Source organism: Starkeya sp. ORNL1 (genome assembly GCF_012971745.1).
GTDB lineage: Bacteria > Pseudomonadota > Alphaproteobacteria > Rhizobiales > Xanthobacteraceae > Ancylobacter.
On sequence record NZ_CP048834.1, the window covers coordinates 2,853,130 to 2,872,759 of the forward strand.

At 65.0% G+C, this 19,630-nt stretch carries 17 protein-coding genes; 10 read left to right on the forward strand and 7 right to left on the reverse strand.

Going from position 1 to position 19,630, the window contains the following annotated elements; all coding sequences use genetic code 11:
• The first annotated feature begins 9 nt into the window (after nt 1-9).
• The 3 genes from G3545_RS13590 to G3545_RS13600 are packed head-to-tail and all read left to right on the forward strand — an operon-like array spanning nt 10 to nt 2,983.
• Nucleotides 10-465, forward strand: coding sequence for a tripartite tricarboxylate transporter TctB family protein (locus G3545_RS13590; RefSeq protein ID WP_170013425.1), 456 nt, complete (start codon nt 10-12; stop codon nt 463-465).
• Nucleotides 465-1,970, forward strand: coding sequence for a tripartite tricarboxylate transporter permease (locus G3545_RS13595; protein WP_170013428.1), 1,506 nt, complete (start codon nt 465-467; stop codon nt 1,968-1,970). The genes G3545_RS13590 and G3545_RS13595 overlap by 1 nt, the downstream gene beginning before the upstream one ends.
• A gap of 44 nt (nt 1,971-2,014) precedes the next feature.
• Nucleotides 2,015-2,983 (forward strand): tripartite tricarboxylate transporter substrate binding protein, encoded by a 969-nt coding sequence (locus tag G3545_RS13600; RefSeq protein ID WP_170013431.1) that lies wholly within the window; start codon nt 2,015-2,017, stop codon nt 2,981-2,983.
• Between the two features lie 219 nt (nt 2,984-3,202).
• On the opposite strand, the gene G3545_RS13605 is transcribed toward G3545_RS13600, so the two are convergent.
• Nucleotides 3,203-4,216, reverse strand: coding sequence for a DUF1254 domain-containing protein (locus G3545_RS13605; protein ID WP_170013433.1), 1,014 nt, complete (start codon nt 4,214-4,216; stop codon nt 3,203-3,205).
• A gap of 128 nt (nt 4,217-4,344) precedes the next feature.
• Complete coding sequence (locus tag G3545_RS13610; protein ID WP_246702889.1) at nt 4,345-5,196, reverse strand: phosphatase PAP2 family protein; 852 nt, start codon at nt 5,194-5,196, stop codon at nt 4,345-4,347.
• A gap of 357 nt (nt 5,197-5,553) precedes the next feature.
• Between G3545_RS13610 and G3545_RS13615 the strand changes: the two genes are divergently transcribed.
• A complete protein-coding gene (locus G3545_RS13615) occupies nt 5,554-6,555 on the forward strand; it encodes an AraC family transcriptional regulator (RefSeq protein ID WP_170013435.1) in 1,002 nt (333 codons plus the stop codon).
• 93 nt (nt 6,556-6,648) lie between these two features.
• Here the strand turns inward: G3545_RS13615 and G3545_RS13620 are convergent, their stop codons facing one another.
• Nucleotides 6,649-8,052 (reverse strand): MmgE/PrpD family protein, encoded by a 1,404-nt coding sequence (locus tag G3545_RS13620; protein WP_170013437.1) that lies wholly within the window; start codon nt 8,050-8,052, stop codon nt 6,649-6,651.
• Between the two features lie 36 nt (nt 8,053-8,088).
• Complete coding sequence (locus G3545_RS13625; RefSeq protein WP_170013439.1) at nt 8,089-9,486, reverse strand: MmgE/PrpD family protein; 1,398 nt, start codon at nt 9,484-9,486, stop codon at nt 8,089-8,091.
• Between the two features lie 176 nt (nt 9,487-9,662).
• On the opposite strand from G3545_RS13625, the gene G3545_RS13630 reads away from it, so the two are divergent.
• Together G3545_RS13630 and G3545_RS13635 are read left to right on the forward strand one after the other, a co-directional pair.
• The gene (locus G3545_RS13630) at nt 9,663-10,568 is read left to right on the forward strand and encodes a GntR family transcriptional regulator (protein ID WP_170013441.1); all 906 of its coding nucleotides are present in this window, start codon (nt 9,663-9,665) and stop codon (nt 10,566-10,568) included.
• A 53-nt stretch (nt 10,569-10,621) separates the two neighbouring features.
• Nucleotides 10,622-11,506: an amidohydrolase family protein gene (locus G3545_RS13635; RefSeq protein ID WP_170013443.1), complete on the forward strand. Its 885-nt coding sequence runs from the start codon at nt 10,622-10,624 to the stop codon at nt 11,504-11,506.
• 263 nt (nt 11,507-11,769) lie between these two features.
• Here G3545_RS13635 and G3545_RS13640 read toward each other — a convergent pair whose 3' ends face one another.
• The 3 genes from G3545_RS13640 to G3545_RS13650 form a co-directional block, all read right to left on the reverse strand.
• A complete protein-coding gene (locus G3545_RS13640) occupies nt 11,770-13,311 on the reverse strand; it encodes a CYTH and CHAD domain-containing protein (RefSeq protein ID WP_246702821.1) in 1,542 nt (513 codons plus the stop codon).
• Nucleotides 13,312-13,544: 233 nt separating this feature from the next.
• Nucleotides 13,545-14,300: a hypothetical protein gene (locus G3545_RS13645; protein WP_170013445.1), complete on the reverse strand. Its 756-nt coding sequence runs from the start codon at nt 14,298-14,300 to the stop codon at nt 13,545-13,547.
• Nucleotides 14,301-14,318: 18 nt separating this feature from the next.
• Nucleotides 14,319-15,473 carry a hypothetical protein gene (locus tag G3545_RS13650; protein ID WP_246702822.1) on the reverse strand — a complete coding sequence of 385 codons (1,155 nt, stop codon included), beginning with the start codon at nt 15,471-15,473 and terminating at the stop codon, nt 14,319-14,321.
• 325 nt (nt 15,474-15,798) lie between these two features.
• Between G3545_RS13650 and G3545_RS13655 the strand changes: the two genes are divergently transcribed.
• The 4 genes from G3545_RS13655 to G3545_RS13670 are packed head-to-tail and all read left to right on the forward strand — an operon-like array spanning nt 15,799 to nt 19,568.
• Nucleotides 15,799-16,578: a GntR family transcriptional regulator gene (locus G3545_RS13655; RefSeq protein ID WP_170013449.1), complete on the forward strand. Its 780-nt coding sequence runs from the start codon at nt 15,799-15,801 to the stop codon at nt 16,576-16,578.
• A 57-nt stretch (nt 16,579-16,635) separates the two neighbouring features.
• Complete coding sequence (locus G3545_RS13660; RefSeq protein ID WP_170013451.1) at nt 16,636-18,009, forward strand: NAD-dependent succinate-semialdehyde dehydrogenase; 1,374 nt, start codon at nt 16,636-16,638, stop codon at nt 18,007-18,009.
• 45 nt (nt 18,010-18,054) lie between these two features.
• A complete protein-coding gene (locus tag G3545_RS13665; RefSeq protein ID WP_246702823.1) occupies nt 18,055-18,477 on the forward strand; it encodes a cupin domain-containing protein in 423 nt (140 codons plus the stop codon).
• Nucleotides 18,441-19,568, forward strand: a complete 1,128-nt coding sequence (locus G3545_RS13670) for an Ldh family oxidoreductase (protein WP_246702824.1) — start codon at nt 18,441-18,443, stop codon at nt 19,566-19,568. Before G3545_RS13665 ends, G3545_RS13670 begins: the two co-directional genes overlap by 37 nt.
• Nucleotides 19,569-19,630 lie beyond the last annotated feature (62 nt).

A 19,630-nucleotide genomic window follows, 5' to 3' on the forward strand; every position in this document is an offset into this window, starting at 1 on the left:
AACGCCACAATGACAACCAGCATTCTCAGGAACAAAGACTTTCTCGGCGGGTGCCTGCTGATCGCCATCGGCGCGGCCGCCGCCTTCATCGCGCGCGACTACAGCTTCGGCACGCCGCGCCAGATGGGGCCGGGCTTCCTGCCCACCACCCTGTCCTTCGTGCTGATGGGCCTCGGCCTCGCCATCGCGCTCAAGGCGGCGCGTACCGGCGAGTTGCTGGAGGGCGCCGGAGCGCTACGCCCGATCATCGTCGTGCTCGGCGGCGTCGTCCTGTTCTCGCAGACGCTGGAGCCGCTCGGCCTGGTGCTGTCGTCCTTCATCCTGGTGATGGTCGCCTGCGCCGCCCACACCCCGTTCCGCTTAAAGGAATCGCTGCTGCTGTCGGTCGGACTGACGGTCGGCGTGGTGGTGCTGTTCGCCTATGCGCTCGGCGTGCCGTTCTCCCTCTGGCCGTGGAGCGAGTGATGGACATCTTTTCAAACCTCGCCCTCGGCTTCGAAGTCGCGCTCTCGCCCGAACGGCTGCTCTATTGCTTCGTCGGCGTGCTGCTCGGCACCTTCATCGGCGTGCTGCCCGGCGTCGGACCTCTGGTCACGATCAGCGTGCTGCTGCCGATCACCTATAATCTCGACCCCTCATCCTCGCTCATCATGCTCGCCGGCATCTATTACGGCGCGCAGTATGGCGGCTCGACCACGGCGATCCTCGTCAATCTTCCCGGCGAGTCCTCCTCCGTGGTGACGTGCCTCGACGGCTACCAGATGGCCCGCCAGGGCCGCGCCGGGCCGGCACTGGCGATCGCCGCCATCGGCTCGTTCATCGCCGGCACGGCGTCGAACCTCGTCGTCGCGGCTTTCGCGCCCGCACTCGGCGCCTGGGCGCTCACCTTCGGCTCGCCGGAATATTTCTCGATCATGGTGCTGGGCCTGCTGACGGCGGCGGTCCTGGCGCACGGCTCGATCCTGAAATCGATCAGCATGATCGTGCTCGGCCTGCTGCTCGGTCTGTCCGGCACCGACGTCACCTCCGGCACCTACCGCTTCACCTTCGGCATAGCGGAACTCAGCGACGGTCTGGACTTCGTGGTCATCGCCATGGGGGTGTTCGGCCTCGCCGACATCATCGCCAATATCCAGCGGCCGGAGACGCGCGAGATCTTCTCCGCGAAGATCAGCAACCTGATGCCGAGCCGGGCGGACCTCAAGGCGAGCGCGGCACCGATCGCGCGGGGCACCCTGCTCGGCTCGGTCCTCGGCATCCTGCCGGGCACCGGAACGACCATCAGCTCGTTCCTGTCCTATGCGCTCGAGAAAAAGGTCTCGCGTCATCCCGAACGCTTCGGGAAAGGCGCGATCGAAGGCGTGGCAGGGCCGGAATCGGCCAACAATGCCGCGGCCCAGACCGCCTTCATCCCGACGCTGACGCTCGGCATCCCGCACAACGGCACCATGGCGCTGATGCTCGGCGCGCTGACCATGTTCGGCATCTCTCCCGGTCCACAAGTGATGACCTCGCACCCCGATCTGTTCTGGGGCCTCGTCGCCTCGATGTGGATCGGCAATCTGATGCTGGTGATCCTCAACCTGCCCTTGCTCGGCATCTGGGTGAAGATGCTCGCCGTGCCCTACCGGCTGCTCTATCCGGCCATCGTCATCCTCTCCTGCATCGGCGTCTACACGCTGAACAACAGCTCGGTCTCGATCCTGTTGCTCGCCGTCTTCGGGCTGGTCGGGCTCATCCTGGTGAAGCTCGATTTCGAACCGGCCCCGCTGCTGCTCGGCTTCATCCTCGGGCCGATGATGGAAGAGAATCTGCGCCGCTCGATGGTGCTCTCCAAGGGCGATCCGACGATCTTCCTGACCCGGCCGCTGAGCCTGACGGTTCTCCTGATCTCGGCGGCGCTGCTGGGCTCGATGCTGATCCCGATGATCCGCCACAAGAAGGAGGAAGCGATCGCGAGCGACGCGTGACCATGGACGCCTGAACCAACAGCAAAGAAACAAGGGAGGAACATATGCTCAAGCTGAAATCACTCGCCATTGCCCTGCTCGTCGCGCTGGCATTGCCCGCGGCGGCGCAGACCAACTATCCCGACAAGCCGATCCGCCTGGTGCTGCCGTTCCCGCCCGGAGGCGGCACCGACGGCATTGCCCGGGTCGTCGGCGATGCCCTCGGCAAGCGCCTCGGGCAGCAGATCCTGATCGACAACCGCCCGGGCGCCGGCGGCAACATCGCGTCCGATCTCGTCGCCAAGGCGGCGCCGAATGGCTACACGCTGCTCATGGGCTTCAGCACCGCGCTGACGGTCAATCCGGGGCTCTATCCGAACCTGTCCTTCAACGTCCAGAAGGACTTTGTCCCGATCACCGAGCTGGCCGACGGGCAGTATATACTGGTGGTTCACCCGGACGTTCCGGTAAAATCGGTGGCGGAACTCATCGCCTACGCCAAGGCCAATCCCGGCAAGCTCAACTTCGCCTCCGGCGGAACCGGCAGCCCGCTGCATCTCGCGGGCGAGTTGTTCAAGGCTACTGCCGGGGTGAACCTCACCCATCTCGCCTATAAGGGTGGCGGCCCGGCGGCGACGGCGGTGCTCGGCAACGAGGCCCAGGTGCTGTTCGGCAGCGTCGCCGCCACGCTCCCGCAGATCCAGGCCGGCAAGCTCAGGGCGCTGGCGACGACCGGGCTCGAGCGGCTGCCGCAGCTTCCGGACGTCCCGACGCTGGATGAGAGCGGCCTGAAAGGGTTCGAGGTGACCACGTGGTACGGCTTCCTCGCGCCTACGGGGACGCCGCAGCCGATCCTGACCAAGCTCCATGACGAAACCGTCGCGGTGCTGCAGGAGCAGAAGGTCAAGGACGGCCTCGCGCTTCTCGGGCTTGAGCCCGTCGGCGGCACGCCGCAGGCCTTCGCCGAGCTGATCGCGCGCGAGACCGCCTCCTGGACCAAGATCATCAAGGAAGCCGGCATCAAGCCGGAGTGAGGCGACTGCAGCGGAAATGGCTCGTTTTTACCGTCATGGCCGGGCTTGTCCCGGCCATCTCGGCCTCTGATGCACTGTCCGGAATCGAGATCCCGGCCGCAAGGCGGGTGTCACCGGAGACCGACAATTGCTCGCCGTCGCGATCTGAAGGTCTGACCAGGCGCCTTGAGTGGAGAGTCACCGCTGCTTGCCGGACCAAACGGACGAGGCTGATACCTTCTACGATGCAGGCTGCGCTTCCGGCATCTTCCAGGTGCCGTTCAGGATCGCGGCTCGGGGACGGTAGAGCCGAAATGTGTAATTCCACCCTTGCGTAATCGGCAGGCAATTCGCGATCTTGCCGTCGCAACCGCCGAACTGGATGTCGATCGCACCATCAGCGCTCTTCTTGCCGGTAATGCTGTTGACCGAATAGGCGTCGTAGTCGTTCTTCTCGAAGAAGCCCTTGTCGTTGTAAACGCTGATGGACCAGAAAGCGTCGACGGGGACATCCTTGACCCTGAGCTTGTAGACCGTCTTGCCGTCGTTTTTGGCCGGGGTCACCGACGGGTAGGAGGCATCCTTGTCGGGGTTGCCGCCCCAGCCGGCTGCCGTTCCGATCAGGTGCATGACCGGATCGACCTTTCCCTTCGGACCGAAAGCGTTGGTGAAGCTGCCCGATGCGGCGGACAGCGCTTCGAGCGCGTCACGGATCTTCTTCTGTTGAGCCAGGTCCCAGTTCGGGGCCTCGAACTTGCCGACCGACTTCTGCTGCACCTTCAGCGCATCTTGCAAAGCGTGAACCTGCGCGAGGTCCCTGGTGTCGTTGGGATCGACAAGGATACGGACCGCAACGAACACATAGCGAGTGCCGACCTTATCCCTGGTGAGCGTCGTACGGCCCGGCTTGTAGACCACCATCGGGGTGTAATGGTCTTCGTTGATGATCTGCATCGAGATGAAGCGCTTGCCGGCATCGGGAAGGGTTATGGTCACCGGGCCGGCGTCGAGGTCGAAGAGCGCCTGCGAATAGAGCGTATCCCGGTTCATCCGGACCACAGGCTGCTTGTCGATCGGCGTCGGCGTCCGGTTATGGACGAACTTGCCGAGGCCACCTGCGTCGACCGTTTTGCTCATATAGAAATCGGTCTCGGCTCGCTTGAAGTTGTCGACGTTGACAGGAGCCGGCTGTGAGGACGCCGCGCAAGGCGCGAGAACCAGGAAACTCAGGCTGTAGACCAAAATTATTCGCATTGAACGGCACCTCATTGGCGTCTTTGATTCATTTGCTCATCGGGGCAAGATCGAATGGGTCCGCGCCCGTGCTTCGGCTGATCGTCAGCTGTGATCCGCCTAGCAAGGAATGCCCGGTGCCGGGCCCGTTACCGTGCGGACAGTGCAGCAGCCTCCGCGGCGCATTCGGCGACCGAGGGCACCGACTTCGCCTTCGCGTCTTCGACTTCCGCTTTGGCGGCCTGGAGGTCGGCGAGGAAAGTCGGTTCGGTTTGCAGCCGTGCGACCGTCGCCGCGCCCATGATCCGCCCGGCATCGACGTCGCTCTGCCAATGCGCGTCGCAAATGACGCGGCTCTGCCCGAATTCGAGGCCGCGCTTCAGCAGGGCATCCGCGCGCTCGGGATTGATCTGCGCGAAGACGAGAGCCCAGCCCCAGCCCGCAGCCGTGTGCCCGGACGGGTAGGAGCCGTCCTCGCGCAGGATCGCCTCCTGATCCGCCCGACAGGTCGCTTCGTTGTGAACCACGAAAGGGCGGACCCGGTTGTACCTGTTCTTCACGCCATAGGTGGAGAGGCCGAAATCCGACAGCATCTTCTGCATCATCGCGTAGAGGCGCGGGGTCTGCTCGCTGTCGATCCGGACACCCATCGCGCAGGAGAAATTGTCGGCGGCCTGCGGAAAGGCGAGATCGGCGTCGGTACGGGCGAGCTTCCAGCGCTCGGTGTTTCGTAATGGGATCGTCGCCCTGCGTGCTTCCTCGTCCCGGGCCAGCGCGGCGGAATTCGCCTCGGGCGGCGGGCCGAGCAGGACCAGACTGTTCGGCAGGTCGGACCGCTTCAGATAGCCCGGAGCGATCTTGAAATGCGGGTCGGTGACATTGGGCTGGGCTTCGCCCGCCTGCGCCACGGCCTGCCCGCAGAATGCGAGCAGCGCAAGCAGGGAAACATGGGCGGCCCGCAGCGTGGTCCCGGTCCTCGACATTCCCAGTCCTTTCAACATGGCCAAACTCATGAAGGCCCCGGTCAGAACCGATATGAGCCGCGACGGCGGGCCCGTGCCGGGTCACGTCGTACGAGAACCCGCCCTGCGATAATCGACATGGAGCGCCCGGTAGCCGGCTTTCAACGTCCCTGCCCTGCCGGTCCCACCGGCATGCGCGAGCGTTCCGGTTCGCTGCCGTACGCGATCGCAGCCCGATCGGCCGGCGAATGTCTTTGTGAGCATTTCGCGCACGGCCCGCCTGCCCGTCTTGCCATTTCGCGCCAATCACGCGCAGCTGTTTCCCCCCGCCGGTCGCGAATCCTCCGAGATTCGGCTCTGTGAAAAGCGTCAACGCGGTGATCGCGGCGAGGTCCGATGGCTGATATCCCTTTGACGCGCGGCCAGTTCCTGCTGCCCTTCGTCAGCATCCTCGACGATATCGGCGCCCCCACGGAGACGCTCCTGGAGCGATCCCGGCTGCCATCGTCCCTGGCCGAAAAGAGCGACCTCTATTTGCCGCTCCTGCCGGCGCTGCGCTTCGTCGAAACCGCGCAAAGAGCCCAGGGCATCGCGGATTTCGGCTTTCTCGCTGCCCAGCGGCTGCATTTCTCCCATATGAGGGAAAAGACACGGGCCCTGATCGCGCATTCACCCACGCTGCTCGTCGCGCTCCGGCACGCCTGCTATTGGGCGTCGCGGGAAGACACGATTCTGAGCATGTGGATCGAACACGCCGCCGATCATGTGCGGGTCTGCAGCCGGCTCGCCGGCACGGGCGGACTGCTGCATCTGAAATACGCGCAATGGATCCAGAATATTTTCTCGATCTACATTATCCGGCAATTCGCAGGGCCCGACTGGATGCCCACGGCGATCGCCTTCGAATCGTCTTATGCGCCGAGCCCGGCCACGCGGTCCTGCTGGCCGAATGTGCGGTTTCTGTCGGGCCAGCATGCCGCCTGGATCAGCCTGCCGATCGCGCTCCTTAGCCTCCCCAACCGTTCGACCACCTCTTTTGCGCCGCCGCGCGACAATGAGGACGGTCCTTCCGCCTACGACATCGTCGATCTGCTCAAGCTCATGTTGCCGGCCTATCTGGATGAGGGAACAACGGCTCTTGCCGACGTCGCCGAGATCGCGGGCGTCAGCACGCGGACGCTTCAACGCAAGCTCGCCCATGTCGGACTGTCCTATTCGGACATACTCGACACCGTCAGGTACGAGAATGCGAGCCGGCTGCTGCGCGACACCGATTGCAGGATCATCGACGTCGCCTTTTCCTCAGGCTATGCCGACCCTGCGCATTTCAGCCGCGCTTTCCGACGTATCTCAGGCGTGACGCCGCGACAGTTTCGTGAGCAATCGCGGCGCGGCTAAGCGTATTTCGCCTCGCGCCACCGACCGCCCAACCGACTGCTTGAACCGGGATAAGCGGGATGACGGTCCGGTTTGGGATTCCGCCTCCGGCTCTCAGCGACCGAGGCAGGCGGTGAGGTCCGCGGTGTCCGGCAGATCGTCCAGGCGCCAGACGATGTCCACGATCCGCTGCGCCTTGTCGGTTGGCCAGTCGGCATAGGCGCAGCAATCCAGGAACTTCGCGACGACTTCATCGTCGCTCATCGGGTTGGACTGGCTGCCCTTGCCATAGTCGCGGCGGTCCGAAACTACGGTGCCGTCGTCGAGTTCGAGCTCGCCGAAAGTGGTCACGATCGAATAGCCCGCCGCACGGGCCTCCGCCTCGCTGAAGGTCTGGTAGTCGATCAGCTCGATGAGCCGCTGGATCGGGGCGCTTTCCACATATTCATCGGTGAAGTCACGCAGGCCCAGCCGCCGGTCCTGCAGCAGCGCAGCGATGCAGAACTCCAGGCTGAACTTGCCCTCAAGCTCGGTCTTCGGCCGATGATGCAGCAGCGTGCGATGGATGTTCTCGCTGGTCCGCACCATGATCCTGCGCACCTTGGCGGGATCGATGTCGTACCGGGTGGCGAGATCGAGGAAAACGGTCATGGCCGGGTGGCCGAGGCTCCCGGTCGGCCACGGCTTCAGCCAGATGCCGCGATCGACGAACGACCAGGGAGCGCCAAGACGGCCGACGATCCGCTCCGGCTGCCAGCCCCCGCCATAGGCCTGGAAGAAGCCGCGCTTCGCTTCCAGTATGATCGGCGACGCGGTGAAGCCGGCCGCCGTGAGATCGTAGGCGACGATCCCGCCCTCGGCAGAGCGGCCCGCATGGTACGGCTTCGTCATGGTGCCGAAGTTTTCCTGCAAGCCGGCGGCGGAGCTTGCCGCGATGCCGAGCGCGGTACCGATCGTGGCCGCGGGAGCGCCTTCGAACACCGAAACGGCGACCGCGGCACCGAGCAGGCCGCATGTCCCGGTGGAGTGGAAGCCGTTCAATATGTGTTCCGGAGCGGTGGCGTCGAACAGCTTGCACGCCACCTCGACGCCGACCTGGTAGGCATGCAGCAGCTCCCGGCCGCTGCGCATGCGGCCGGAAGTCTCCGCCTTGGCCAGCAAGGCCGAGAGCACCGGCGCGGTCGGGTGGATGCCCTGGAACTTGCCGGTGGCCGCCTGCATCGTGTCGTCATAATCGTCGGCATGGGTCGCCGTGCCGTTGGCCAGAGCGGCGAAGCGGGCTGGAAGCCGCTGCGCCGTTCCGATCACCGTCGCGCCCTGCGCCGGGAGGCCGAGGCCGGCGAGGTAGCCTTGCAGCACCTCGCAGGTCGGCGTGATCGCGCCGACGATCGCCGGCCCGAGCGCATCGAGGATCGACTTCCTGCCGAGGTGGTTCACCTCGGCAGGAATGTCCCCGAATGTCGTGCCGACGGCGAAGTCGGCCACGGCCGCGGTCAAGCCGCGGGAAACATCGGTCATGTCAGCCTCCCGGCGTCTGGTGGTGGCCGGTGCGGCTCAGGCCGCCTTCACCAGCGCGTCGGATCCCGACATGATCGCGGTGAGATCCCGCACGCGGATGGACGGCAGATTGCGCATGGCGTCGATCACCTTCGCGGTGACGGCCTCGCCGACGATCGGCGTCATCAGGCGGATCGCCTTGGTCTCCACCTCCTCGCGCGCCATCGGATTGTCCGGCGTGCCGCGGGTCGCCGGGGTGTGATGGGCGATCGTCCGCCCGTCCTTCAGCCGGATCTCGATCCGCGCCTGCCGCGGCGGCGGCGTGCGGGTCATCTCGGCATTGGGAACGAGGGTTATCTTCTCGCGGACGGCGAGCACGCGCGGATCCTTCATGCGCTCATAGTCGTGCGAGGATTCGAGCGTGACGTCGCCATCCACCAGCATCAGCGCGACGAGGTGCTGGAGACAGATCTCCGGCATGTGCCGGTTGCTGATGATCTTGGTCTCCTTGTCGGGGAGGATCGCGTCGATGGCGACGATGTCGTCAGGGGCGAAGCGGTACTCCTTCAGCAGCGCCTGGGACGAATCCAGCGCCGGCTGGATCGGCGAGCCGACGGTCCATTTCTTGATCATCGCCCGCATGATCTCGTAGTCGCGGCCGAGCCCGCGTACCATCTCGGCACGATCCGGGTTCGGCGACATGCAGTCGAAGAAATTGTGCTGGCCATGGAACGGATCGCTGCCGCCAGTGAAGCCGCAGGCGACCAGCAGCGCGGCATTGGCGGCATTGCGCGCCGGGTTGCCGCCGAACACGAACGCCTTCTCGCAATGTTCGGGATCGCGCATCCAGCAGGTGACGCCCGCGGTCTGCTGCACCGCATAGGACAGCGCATAGCGGACATGCTGGGCATCGAAACTGCGCAGCGCCGCGCAGCCGGCAGTACCGCCGAACAGGCCGCCAATGCTGTGCGGGCTGTGGAACGCGTTATCGAGCAGTGCCTCGTCGAGCGCCATGGTTAGCCGGCAGCCGATATCATAGCCGAGCACGACCGCCCGCAGGAAATCCTCGCCGCTGCGGTCGAGCAGTTCGGCGGTGGCCAGGATCGGAGGCACGATGGCGCAGCCCGGATGCATCCGCGCCAGATAGTGCGAATCATCGGTCTCGCCGGCGCCGGCGATCATGCCGACGGCGAACGAGGCATGGACCACTGGCGCGCGGGCATCGGTGAAGCCCACGGTGCAGTCCGGCCGTCCGCCTTCCGAACGCATGACCTCCAGACCGACCTTGCCCGGCTTGAGCCGGGTGCCGACCGCGATCGCCGCGAGCGTATCGAGAATGTGGTGCTCGGCCTTCTCCACCACCTCCGGCGGGAGGGGGCGTGCCAGCGCGCCGGCGATGTATTCGCTCAGTTCGCGCATCATCGGCTCGATCACGATTTCACCTTGTGTCGTCATATCCTGCCCTTTCCACTTTTGCACTTTTGCTGCATAAAATGGCATCTCGGCCGAGAGCGCAAGAGGGTTACCAAACGGTTTGCCAAACGACGTGCGAAGTGAGAGGCAATGAGGGGGCAGCGCGCTTCCTTCGCGAAAGGCAAGCGGAACAGGGTTTCTCGACGGACGTGACGAAGATGCAGAAGACCATCGACCGACCGAGACGGGACATCACGGACGAGCTTGCGGCGCGGATCCTCGCGCACATCCGCGAGAGCAGCCTGCAGTACGGTGCCCACCTGCCGGCGCAGGAGCTTGCCGATCGCTTCAATGTCTCGCGCTCGCCGGTCACGCAGGCATTGCGGGTGCTGACGGAGAAGCAGATCCTCTCGCACGTGGCGAACCGCGGCTTTTACGTCGCGGCGGCGGCGGTGCCGCAAGCATCCGATGTCGGCCTGTCGGAAACCGCCAGCCTCAGCGGCATCTATTTCCAGATGGCGAAGGACCGGCTGCGCGGTGACCTGGAAGACCAGGTCTCCGAACGGGCGCTGCGCCAGCGCTACAATCTGAGCCGCGGCGAGGTCAGCGAACTGCTCGACCGGGCGGCCCAGGAAGGCTGGGTGGAGCGCCGCCCGGGCTATGGCTGGAGCTTTTCGCCCGTACTGACGACGCCGCTCGCCCTGGAACAGAGCTATCGCGTGCGCCTGGCGCTGGAGCCGGCGACATTGCTCGAACCGACCTTCTATCTGCCCCGCGCCCTCGCCGAGAAGGAACGCGAGCGCGAACGCCAGCTGATTGCCGGCGAGATCGAGACCATCTCCCCGGATGCGCTCTATGAGCGCGGCGTGCGCTTTCACGAGACGCTCGCGGAGGCCTCGCAGAACCCGTTCTTTCTCGATGTGTTGCGCCGCATCAACCGGATGCGCCGCCTGTTCACCTATCAGGCGATGGAAGACCGCAAGCGCTATTACGGCCAGGTCCGCGACCACATCCGCATCCTCGATTTGCTGATCGAGAACCGCAATGTCGAGGCCGCCGACCTGATGCGGCGGCACATCGAGCGCGTGCTGCGCAATGTGAGGAAGATCAAACCGAAGCTGTGAGCAACGTGGCTGCACAGCTGCCGCGGAAACAAGAAATATTGGGAGGAAGACGCATGGACGGCAGGCACAGTGCTCCGACGTTCAAGGTTCCGGCAGGCGCCTGCGACTGCCACATGCATGTGTTCGGCCCACTCGACCGCTATCCGCCCTCGCCCACCCGCAGCTACACGCCGCGGGAGGCGAGCCTTGCCGACTATGACCGCATGACAGCCGTCGTCGGCCTGCAGCGCCTGGTGCTGGTCCAGGCCAGCGCCTACGGCACCGACAATTCCTGCCTGCTCGACACGCTGAAGGCTGCCGGACCGCGGGCCCGCGGGGTCGCCGTCATCGATGATGCGACCACGGACGCCGAACTCGCGACGCTGAACGCAGCCGGCGTGCGCGGCGTGCGCGTCAATGCGGAGACGTTCGGGGTGAGCTCGGCGGCCGAGATCGAGCGGATGCTGGCGCCCACGATCGACCGTGTCGGGCCGCTCGGCTGGCATGTCCAGCTCTTCGCGTCGCTCGCCGCCATCGCCGACCTCGCACCCATGCTGCGCGCCATGGCGCTGCCGCTGGTCATCGATCACATGGGCCTGGCGAAAGGGCCGCTCGGGCCGGATCAGCCCGGCTTCAATGCCCTGCTGTCGCTGGTCGGGAATGGTGCGTGGGTGAAGGTGTCCGGCGCCTATCGCGTATCGTCCGACGAGCCGTCCTTTCCGGACGCCGCGCCGATTGCCAAGGCGCTGATCGTCGCCAATCCCGACCGCATCGTGTGGGGGTCCGACTGGCCGCATACCGGCAAGCACGCCAATGCGCGGCTCAATGAGACCCCTGTGATCGAATATCGTCCGCTCGACGACGGGGCGCTGCTTTCGCTGCTGGCGACATGGGCGGACGAAGCCACCGTGAAGAAGGTACTCGCCGACAACCCGGCGGCCCTCTACGGCTTCAGCTGAGCGCGCGCAATGTGGTCTTGGCTACCGACCTCGAATGCGATCTGCGCCGCTATGAAATGGCGGCGCCCTCCGGGGGTCGGCTGACCGGAGAGCGCCGCCTGCCGAGACCCGTGTTGCGTGTCCTGACCCGTGAAGATTGCTTCATTCACAGGACCGACGCTGTGACCGCCATCACACTTCTGACGCTTGGACCGTGACGTTCGAGCCGGCAGCCTGCGGTCCCTGCGAACTGATGGATTCCAGGGGCCGCGGCCTTTGATCTTTCACTGCCAGAAGGGCGTCACGCCGAGGAACTTGCGCCAGGTGCCCTTCAGACGTTTTGCCGCTTCCGCCCTATCGCGCCGCTGCCAACCGGTAATGGCACCAATGGCTCTGTGGACAGCTATTTCCGACGACCTGCCTTCGATTTCCCTGAGCAGGGATTGAGTGGTGCTGACATCATTGTCGACCCCGAGAAGCTCCTGCATCTTGCTCAATTGCCGGAGGAAGTCGTCAGCGTTCTTGTTGGAGTAGAGCGGACGGAAGAACTCGGCATCGTAACGCAGCTTCTTCAACGTAATCCGCAGCTCGTGCCGAGCCTCCGGCTCGAGGTGCTGGAGATGGCGTCCCTGCTTGAGGGCTTTCTTGTGCAAGCGGGTAAGAGCTCGATCGGCGAAGTCTCGTGACGGCTGGGTGAGGGCCGCCAGCGAAGCGACATCTACGTCGTTGCGCCAGGCGCGGCGCGCAATCGCCCGACCAAGGGAAAGCACAAATCGCGTGCTCTCGACATTGGCGAGCTGCGATCGGGCGGCCTCATAACTGCTGGCGCGCGAAGGTTCGAGCGCCGACTTGAGCGCGGTAAAATCGATGCTCTCGAGGCCGGCGGCTTCGATATCGGGAATCGTGCTGGTCGCGAACACATCCCAATTGCGAGCTGGCCCAAGCGTCGCAGCGAGATTCTTGGCGTCGGCGCCAAGCATCTCCAGTGCAGACGCCGGAACCTCCCTCTTGAAGGCGGAGACGGCTGACCTGAGGCGCCGCAGCGCGACGCGCAGTTGATGTATGCCGTCCGGACCATCGCCTTTTTCCGCGGCTGCCAGATTGGCCATCAGGTGCTGCAGGCAAGCCGTCAAGATCTTCGCGATGGCCTCGTCCACGATGTCGTCGCTGGCGATGCCGCTGTCGGAGGCCTTCTTTGCCGTTGGCCGCGTTCCCGATGCCAGCCCGTATCCGCGCTCGGCCTTGCTTTCCGATCCGACACGAAGCGGGGCGCGCTCCAGGAGAGACAGCCCAAGTTCATAAAGAGCCCCGGCGTCTCCTGATTTGAGCTCCAGCTCAAGTTCACAGACCGGATCGGCCAGCTCCCCGGCGATCAAGGTTCCCTGGTCAAAGGCGACTTCGATCGCTGCGTCACCTATTCCGATCATCTGTTGGTGCCGACGGATCTTGGTGGAGAAGACCGGCGACACGCTTTGCAGTTTCTCAGCCCCAAGATCGAGCTCACCCAATGGAAGCTTCCCGAGTTGAGGGAGAATATCAGCCACGGGCGCTTCTATTTCTCGGCGCTGCATGGGGTTGTGCTCACCCGGCAGCTTCATCGTCTGGATGAATCGCTTCCCCGAGCGGCGGACCCGGAGCGATGCGCCGCGGCGGGCAAGCGTACAATCGCTGGTGTCGTAGTAGGTGGCTTCAAGGCGTCGAACCACGAGCTTCGAGCGCGCGTTGCGCACTATCACAGGGTTCGCCATCAGCTGTTTCAGAGTGGCAGGATCGGTCAGGAGCTTCAGCTCGGTTTCACGGTCCACGCCAGCAGTGGCGGCCGCCACGCTTTGATCCCGAGTCTCATTGCCTTGCACTGCCTGACCTCGACTTTGTGGGCTCAGCCGGAATCGGGGCTTGCCCCCATGACTGCAAGGAGAACCGATAGCGACCGCGACTGTCATAAAAAAGTAGCACTTGCCCGCGGCGGTCGCATCTGGAGGATCGGCCATGCAGCGCAACTTGCGCGGCGCCCTGGCGCGAAAGCGAAAGCTCCGGGGATCTTGGCCAGTCCCGCGCCTTAAATGCGGGCTTCCTGCAGGCGAAAGACGCCATACGGCAATGCGGCTTGATCCGTGAAGGCGGATAGCTGCTGTCCCAGCCGTGCATCGAGCACGTTCGGATCGTCCAGCGCCGCCGCGGGGACGTGGAGGATTTCGACCAGCGGTGCCATCGCCGCGAGTTGCTCGATTGCCCGCTGCTCGCTCGGGAGCGGCATGCTGCGGGTTTCGAACAAGACCGCCAGCAGGGTTTTCCCGGTCCAGAACGCGCAGTCGACGCGAGCAAAGGACTGTGAGCCGTCCGTCTTCTCGCTCTCCAGGAGAACGTAGGCGTTCGGAAGCGGCAGGAAAGCCGAGTACGTCCAGTCGCGATAATCGAGAATGCCGCCTCTCGCCGGCAGCCCTGCGGTCGTGAGCTTCGCCTCCAGCGCCTCGCGCCGGGATTCGATGCTCCGCTCCAGGAAATCGAAGTAGCTATCGAGAAAGATCTGAAGCGGGCCGGCGAACAGCGGGACGGATCCGGCAAGGCCGGCCTTGCACATCCGGATGCGATCCGCATGCGTCGCAAGCTCGCCGGCGCGCTGCGGCTGCAGGCTCAGCCAGCCTTGCGAGTTCAATCGCAAGGCTGGCTGAGCGGGTTCGATGCTCGCGGCGCTCGGGCCAAGGGTCAGGCCGGATCGGTAAAGGTCCGCGAGCGCATGGCGCGCTGCTGCCGCCGGGTCGCGGATCGCCCCATAGACAAGAGCGAGGCGCTCGCCCCTCCGCGATCCAGTCAAGCCACGCTCCTCACGCTCTCAGATATCCGCTTCCAGGCAATACAGCCCGCCGGTCCAGCGCTCGCCGGCATAGATGACGCCGCGCTCATCGACATAGATGTCGTTCATCTGCGCGGTCGGGACACGGGAGTTCTCCGGGCCCGGCGGCACGAAATAGGCGATCGTCTCGGGGCGGTACGGGTCCTTGATGTCGTAGACGCGGATGCCCGCGTTGAAGAAGCACCCGAAGATGACGTCTTCACTCCGGAACGACGGCCCGGGGCGGTTCTCGTGGATATTGTGGGAGCCGAAGCGCCCGCCCTTATGGCCGTATTCCTCCACCGAAGGGATCGGAAAGGTGCTGATCGGGACGAGATTGGTCTCGAGCCTGGCGTCGAGCATCCAGGTCAGCTTCGGCCAGTCCTTGGCGTCGTCCTGGATGCACTCGTCGGTGACGACGATCAGCCCGCGATCGAACAGCGGCATCACCGTGTGGGTGAAGCCCGGATAGGGCGGGTGCGGGTTCCACGCACTGACGACCTTCGGCGAGGATTTGTCCGAGATGTCGAGGATGAAGGCACCGCCGTCGATGTAGCCGATATAGGCCCGGTCGGGCCGCTCCGGATAGACGTTCGCATTGTGCAGGCGGAACGCGTCGCCGCCGCGGATCACGTCGAGCGGAACCGGGTTGAGGCGCGGCGGCGGCGGCGCCTCGTCGCCCTCGCGCGTGCCCGGATACCACCAGCGGCCGGCCTCGCGCGGACGGGCGGGATCGCGCACGTCGATGATCACGTAGAACTGGTCGTCACGCGGATGGAGCGGTTTGAAGTCCGCGGCGCTGCCGGCGCAGTGGATGAATTCCCCATCGACAAACCAGAGGCAGTGGGCGCCGCGCGAATACGGGCCCGACATGTCGAAGAACGAGATCGAGCGCGGCTCCTCCGGGATCGAGACGTCGAACAGTTCGACGCCCGCCGGCTGCATGCCGTGCTTCGCGGTCTGGTAGGCCACGGCGAGAATGTTGCCGCAGACCTCCAGCGAATTGGACCGCATGTTGTTGTGCGGAAGGGTGGTCTGGACCACCACCGCGGGGCGGCGGGGATCGCTCACATCCACCCCGCTGAAGTTCATCGGCGCGCCCTCATGGGCCAGCCACATGATCCGCCGCCCGTCGGCGGCGATCTGCATGCTCATGCCCTCGCCAATACCGCCGAAGCCCCTAAGCACGTCATGTGAAAGAAGCTTCATATTCTTGGAAAGCGCGCCTTCCATCCTTGGCCTCCAGGCATGATTTCGTTGTGTCGGTGGTCGCGACGAATATACAAAAAATCGGTCACGTGGAAGAATTTTATAAAATCTCTTGACCCTCCCGGGGGCTTGTGGCCTTCTCCGGAATGAGGGGACGGCGTCTCGCACGCGGAACGAGGGCGGCGACGATGCGTGCTCGGATGCACGCGTCCGACGTTTCCCCGACATCCACGGCCGAGGCCATTCGAGACGGACGACACGGGATTCCACGATGGCATCGGGCCAACGGAGCAGCAGCGAGGACAAGAAGCCCGGCTCAATCGCCGAGTTGGCTTATGGGCTGCTGTATGTCGACATCACCAATGGCCGAATGGCGCCGGGGCAGAAGCTGCTGCCGGCCGAGCTGAGCGAAAAATATTCTGTTGGCCTTAGTCCGTTGCGGGATGCCCTCAACCGGCTTTGCGCGAACGGGCTCGCCGTCAAGCGCGAGCAGAAGGGCTTCTTCGTCGCCGATATCGACGAGGCCGAGTTCCTCAAGATCACGGATGCGCGCCTCGTGGTCGAGGAGGCGGCGCTGCGGCTATCGATCGCCAAGGGCGATCAGCGCTGGGAAGACAGCGTCGTGCTTGCCTTCCATCGGCTCGCGAAGGTCGCGACCGTCGGCGGCAAGTTCGTGCTGACCCCGGAATGGTCGACGTCCCACCAGGAATTCCATTTCAGCCTGATCGCGGCTTGCGACAATGAGTGGCTGCTGAGCTTCTGTCACAAGCTCTATGAGCAGACCACGCGCTATCGTGCGCGCCGCCGTCTCATTTCCGCCAAGGGCTCGGTGCCGGTACAGCGCAATCTCGTGAAGGCGCACCGCGACATCATGGAGCGCTGCCTCGCCCGTGATGCGGATGGTGCCGCCGACCTGCTGGTCAATCACTACCGAAGGACCTTCGAGCTGGTGATGGGCGGGCGCTACCGCGTCCTCGACAATCCCCGCCGCCTGGTCCTGGAGGTCGAGGCCGGCGATGCCGGGCCGCATCTCGATCTGGTCGAATCCTAGTCCACGCCGGCCGCAGCCATTTGGCCGACGCACATTCCATAATGAGTGAGCAAAGCGATGTTCTTCTCGATCAATCCTGCAACCGGCAGTGAGATCGCACGATATGAGCCGCACTCAGCGGCCGATATCGATCAGGCGCTGAGCGAGGCCGTCGCCGCCCAGAAGGCGTGGCGCCGGCGCAGCATCACCGATCGCTGCGCCCAGCTTCGCAAGGTCGCCCAGGCGCTGCGCGCGAACCGGGACGCCTATGCGACCCTGATCACCAGCGAGATGGGCAAGCCGATCCGCGAGGCCGAGGCGGAGATCGAGAAGAGCGCCTGGACCTGCGACTTCTATGCCGAGCACGCCCCGCGCTTTCTCGCCGACGAGATTGTGGCCAGCAATGCCACCGAGAGCCGCGTGGTGTTCGATCCCTTGGGGGTCGTGCTCGCCATCATGCCGTGGAACTATCCGTTCTGGCAGTTCTTCCGCTTCCTCGCCCCGGCAATGGCTGCCGGCAATGGCGCCATCCTGAAGCATGCCGCCAACGTGCCGGGCTGCGCCCTGGCGATCGAGGACGTGCTCGCCAAGGCCGGCGTCCCGCAGGGGCTGTCGCGTTCGCTGCTCATCCCGTCATCCGCCGTCGCCGGCCTCATCGCCGATGACCGGATAGCCGCGGTGACCCTCACCGGCTCGACGCCGGTCGGCCAGCTCGTCGCGGCGCAAGCCGGAAAGTACCTCAAGAAGCAGGTGCTGGAACTGGGCGGCACCGATCCGTTCATCGTGCTCGCCGATGCCGACATCGCGCGGGCGGCGGAATTCGGCGCCCGCGCGCGCTTCCAGAATGCGGGCCAGAGCTGCATCGCGGCGAAGCGCTTCATCGTGGAGGAAGCGGTCGCCGATCCCTTCACGGAGCTGTTCTCCAAGCACGTGCGGGCGTTGCGAACCGGCGACCCGATGGACCGGGACACCAATGTCGGCCCGATCGCGCGCGCCGATCTGCGCGATGACCTGCATCGCCAGGTCGTGCAGTCGATCCGGGAAGGCGCGAAGGTCGCGATCGGCGGAGATGCCATCGCTGGCCCCGGCGCCTTCTATGCGCCGACGGTGCTCGATCATGTCGAGCTCAACATGACCGCCTGCCGCGAGGAGATCTTCGGGCCGGTCGCTCCGATCATCCGCGTGCGCGACGCTGACGCAGCCGTCGCGGTGGCCAACGATACCGAATATGGCCTCGGTGCCGCGCTGTGGACGCAGAACATCTCGCGCGCCCACGCACTGTCGCGGGACATCGAAGCGGGTGCGGTGTTCGTCAACGGTCTCGTCGCGTCGGATGCCCGTCTGCCGTTCGGCGGCATCAAGAAGTCCGGCTACGGACGCGAACTGGGCGTCTTCGGCATTCGGGAATTCACCAACATCAAGACCGTGTGGGTCGGTCCGGCGCAGGTCTGAGCGTCGCAGGCCGGATCCGCCAACCATGAGATGACAGGAGGAAGCGTGAGCGCTGACAGCAAGATTACCGGCGTCGTGCTGCGCCCGGATGAGATCCGCCCCGCCGATCGCGGCGGCGGCGCCAAGACCATTCCCTTGGTTGTCCCCTCATTGGGGGCAAAAAGCCTGATCAACGGGATCACTATCATCGCCCCCGGGGCCGCGATCCCGCTGCACAGCCACAATTGCGAGGAAAGCGTGATGGTGCTGGAGGGCGACGCGATTGCCGAGATCGACGGCGTGCAGCATCGCCTGAAGCCGATGGATACGACCTGGCTGCCGGCCAACCTGCCGCACCGGTTCATCAACGCATCCGACACCCAGGAAATGAAGATCTTCTGGATCTATGCGGACATTGCCGCGACGCGGACGCTGGTCGAGAGCGGCGAGACGTGCCCGATCGCGGCCGAACATATGAAGAGGGTGTGATGGCTGGCAACGCAGCCGAGCTCGCGCGCCCGGTGTCCGGGGATACCGTCCTCCCGGTATCCCGGCTCATCACCTTCTCCGAGCGCGCATTGCGCTCGCTCGGCGTTCCCGGCGAGGACGCAGGGATCGTCGCCGAACTGCTGGTGGAAGCGGACCTGACGGGGGCCGATGCGCACGGCATTTTCCGCCTGCCGCAATATGCGAAGATGATCCGCGAGGGCGGCATCGACCCGGCCGCGACGGTGACTGTCCACCGGTCGGCAGCCTCGACCGCGATCGTCGACGGCGGAAATGGCCTTGGCCATCTGGTCATGAAGAAAGCCGCGGATACCGCGGTCGAGCTGGCGCGCGAGTCGGGGATCGGCTGGGTCGGTACCCGCAATTCCAATCATGCGGGATCGGCGTCGATCTGGGCCGCCATCCCGGTCGAGCATGGCATGGTCGGTATCTACTCGGCCGTTGCGAGCGCCAATCACATGGCCATCTGGGGCGGCACCGAGCCGGCCCTTGGTACCAATCCGCTCGCCATCGGCATGCCCGCGGGCGACGACAACATGCTCATGCTGGACATGGCGACGACGGTCGTCTCCTACGGGACGATCAAGAAGTACGCCCTGCATGGCAAGACCTTGCCGGAAGGGTGGATGATCGATCGCCGCACCGGCGGATCGCTCACCGACCCGGCGCAGAGCGCCGAGGGCCTGCTGCTGCCGATCGGCGGCTACAAGGGCAGCGGCCTTGCGCTCATGCTCGGCTTCCTCGGCGGCACGCTGAACGGCGCCGCGATGGGGCTGGACGTGGTCGACTTCAATGCCGTGAGCAGCCAGCCGACCAATACCGGGCAGTTCATTCTCGCCCTCGACATTGCCCGATTCCGGCCGCGGGCCGAGTTCGAGAGCGAAGTGCAAAGGCACGCGGAAGCCCTCAAGTCCGGCGCGCGACTGCCGGGCGTCGACGCCATCCGCCTGCCGGGCGAGCAGCGCACCGAGCGCCGCGAACAGCGCATACGCGACGGCATCAGGATGCCCGTGCCGCTGATCGCGAGGCTCGACGCGCTGGCCGGCGAATTGGGGATCGAACCGCTGCGGTAGGGATCAACGCTTGGATGCAAGCGACGATCAAACCGTGGTTTCAGTATCTTATTCAAAAACGA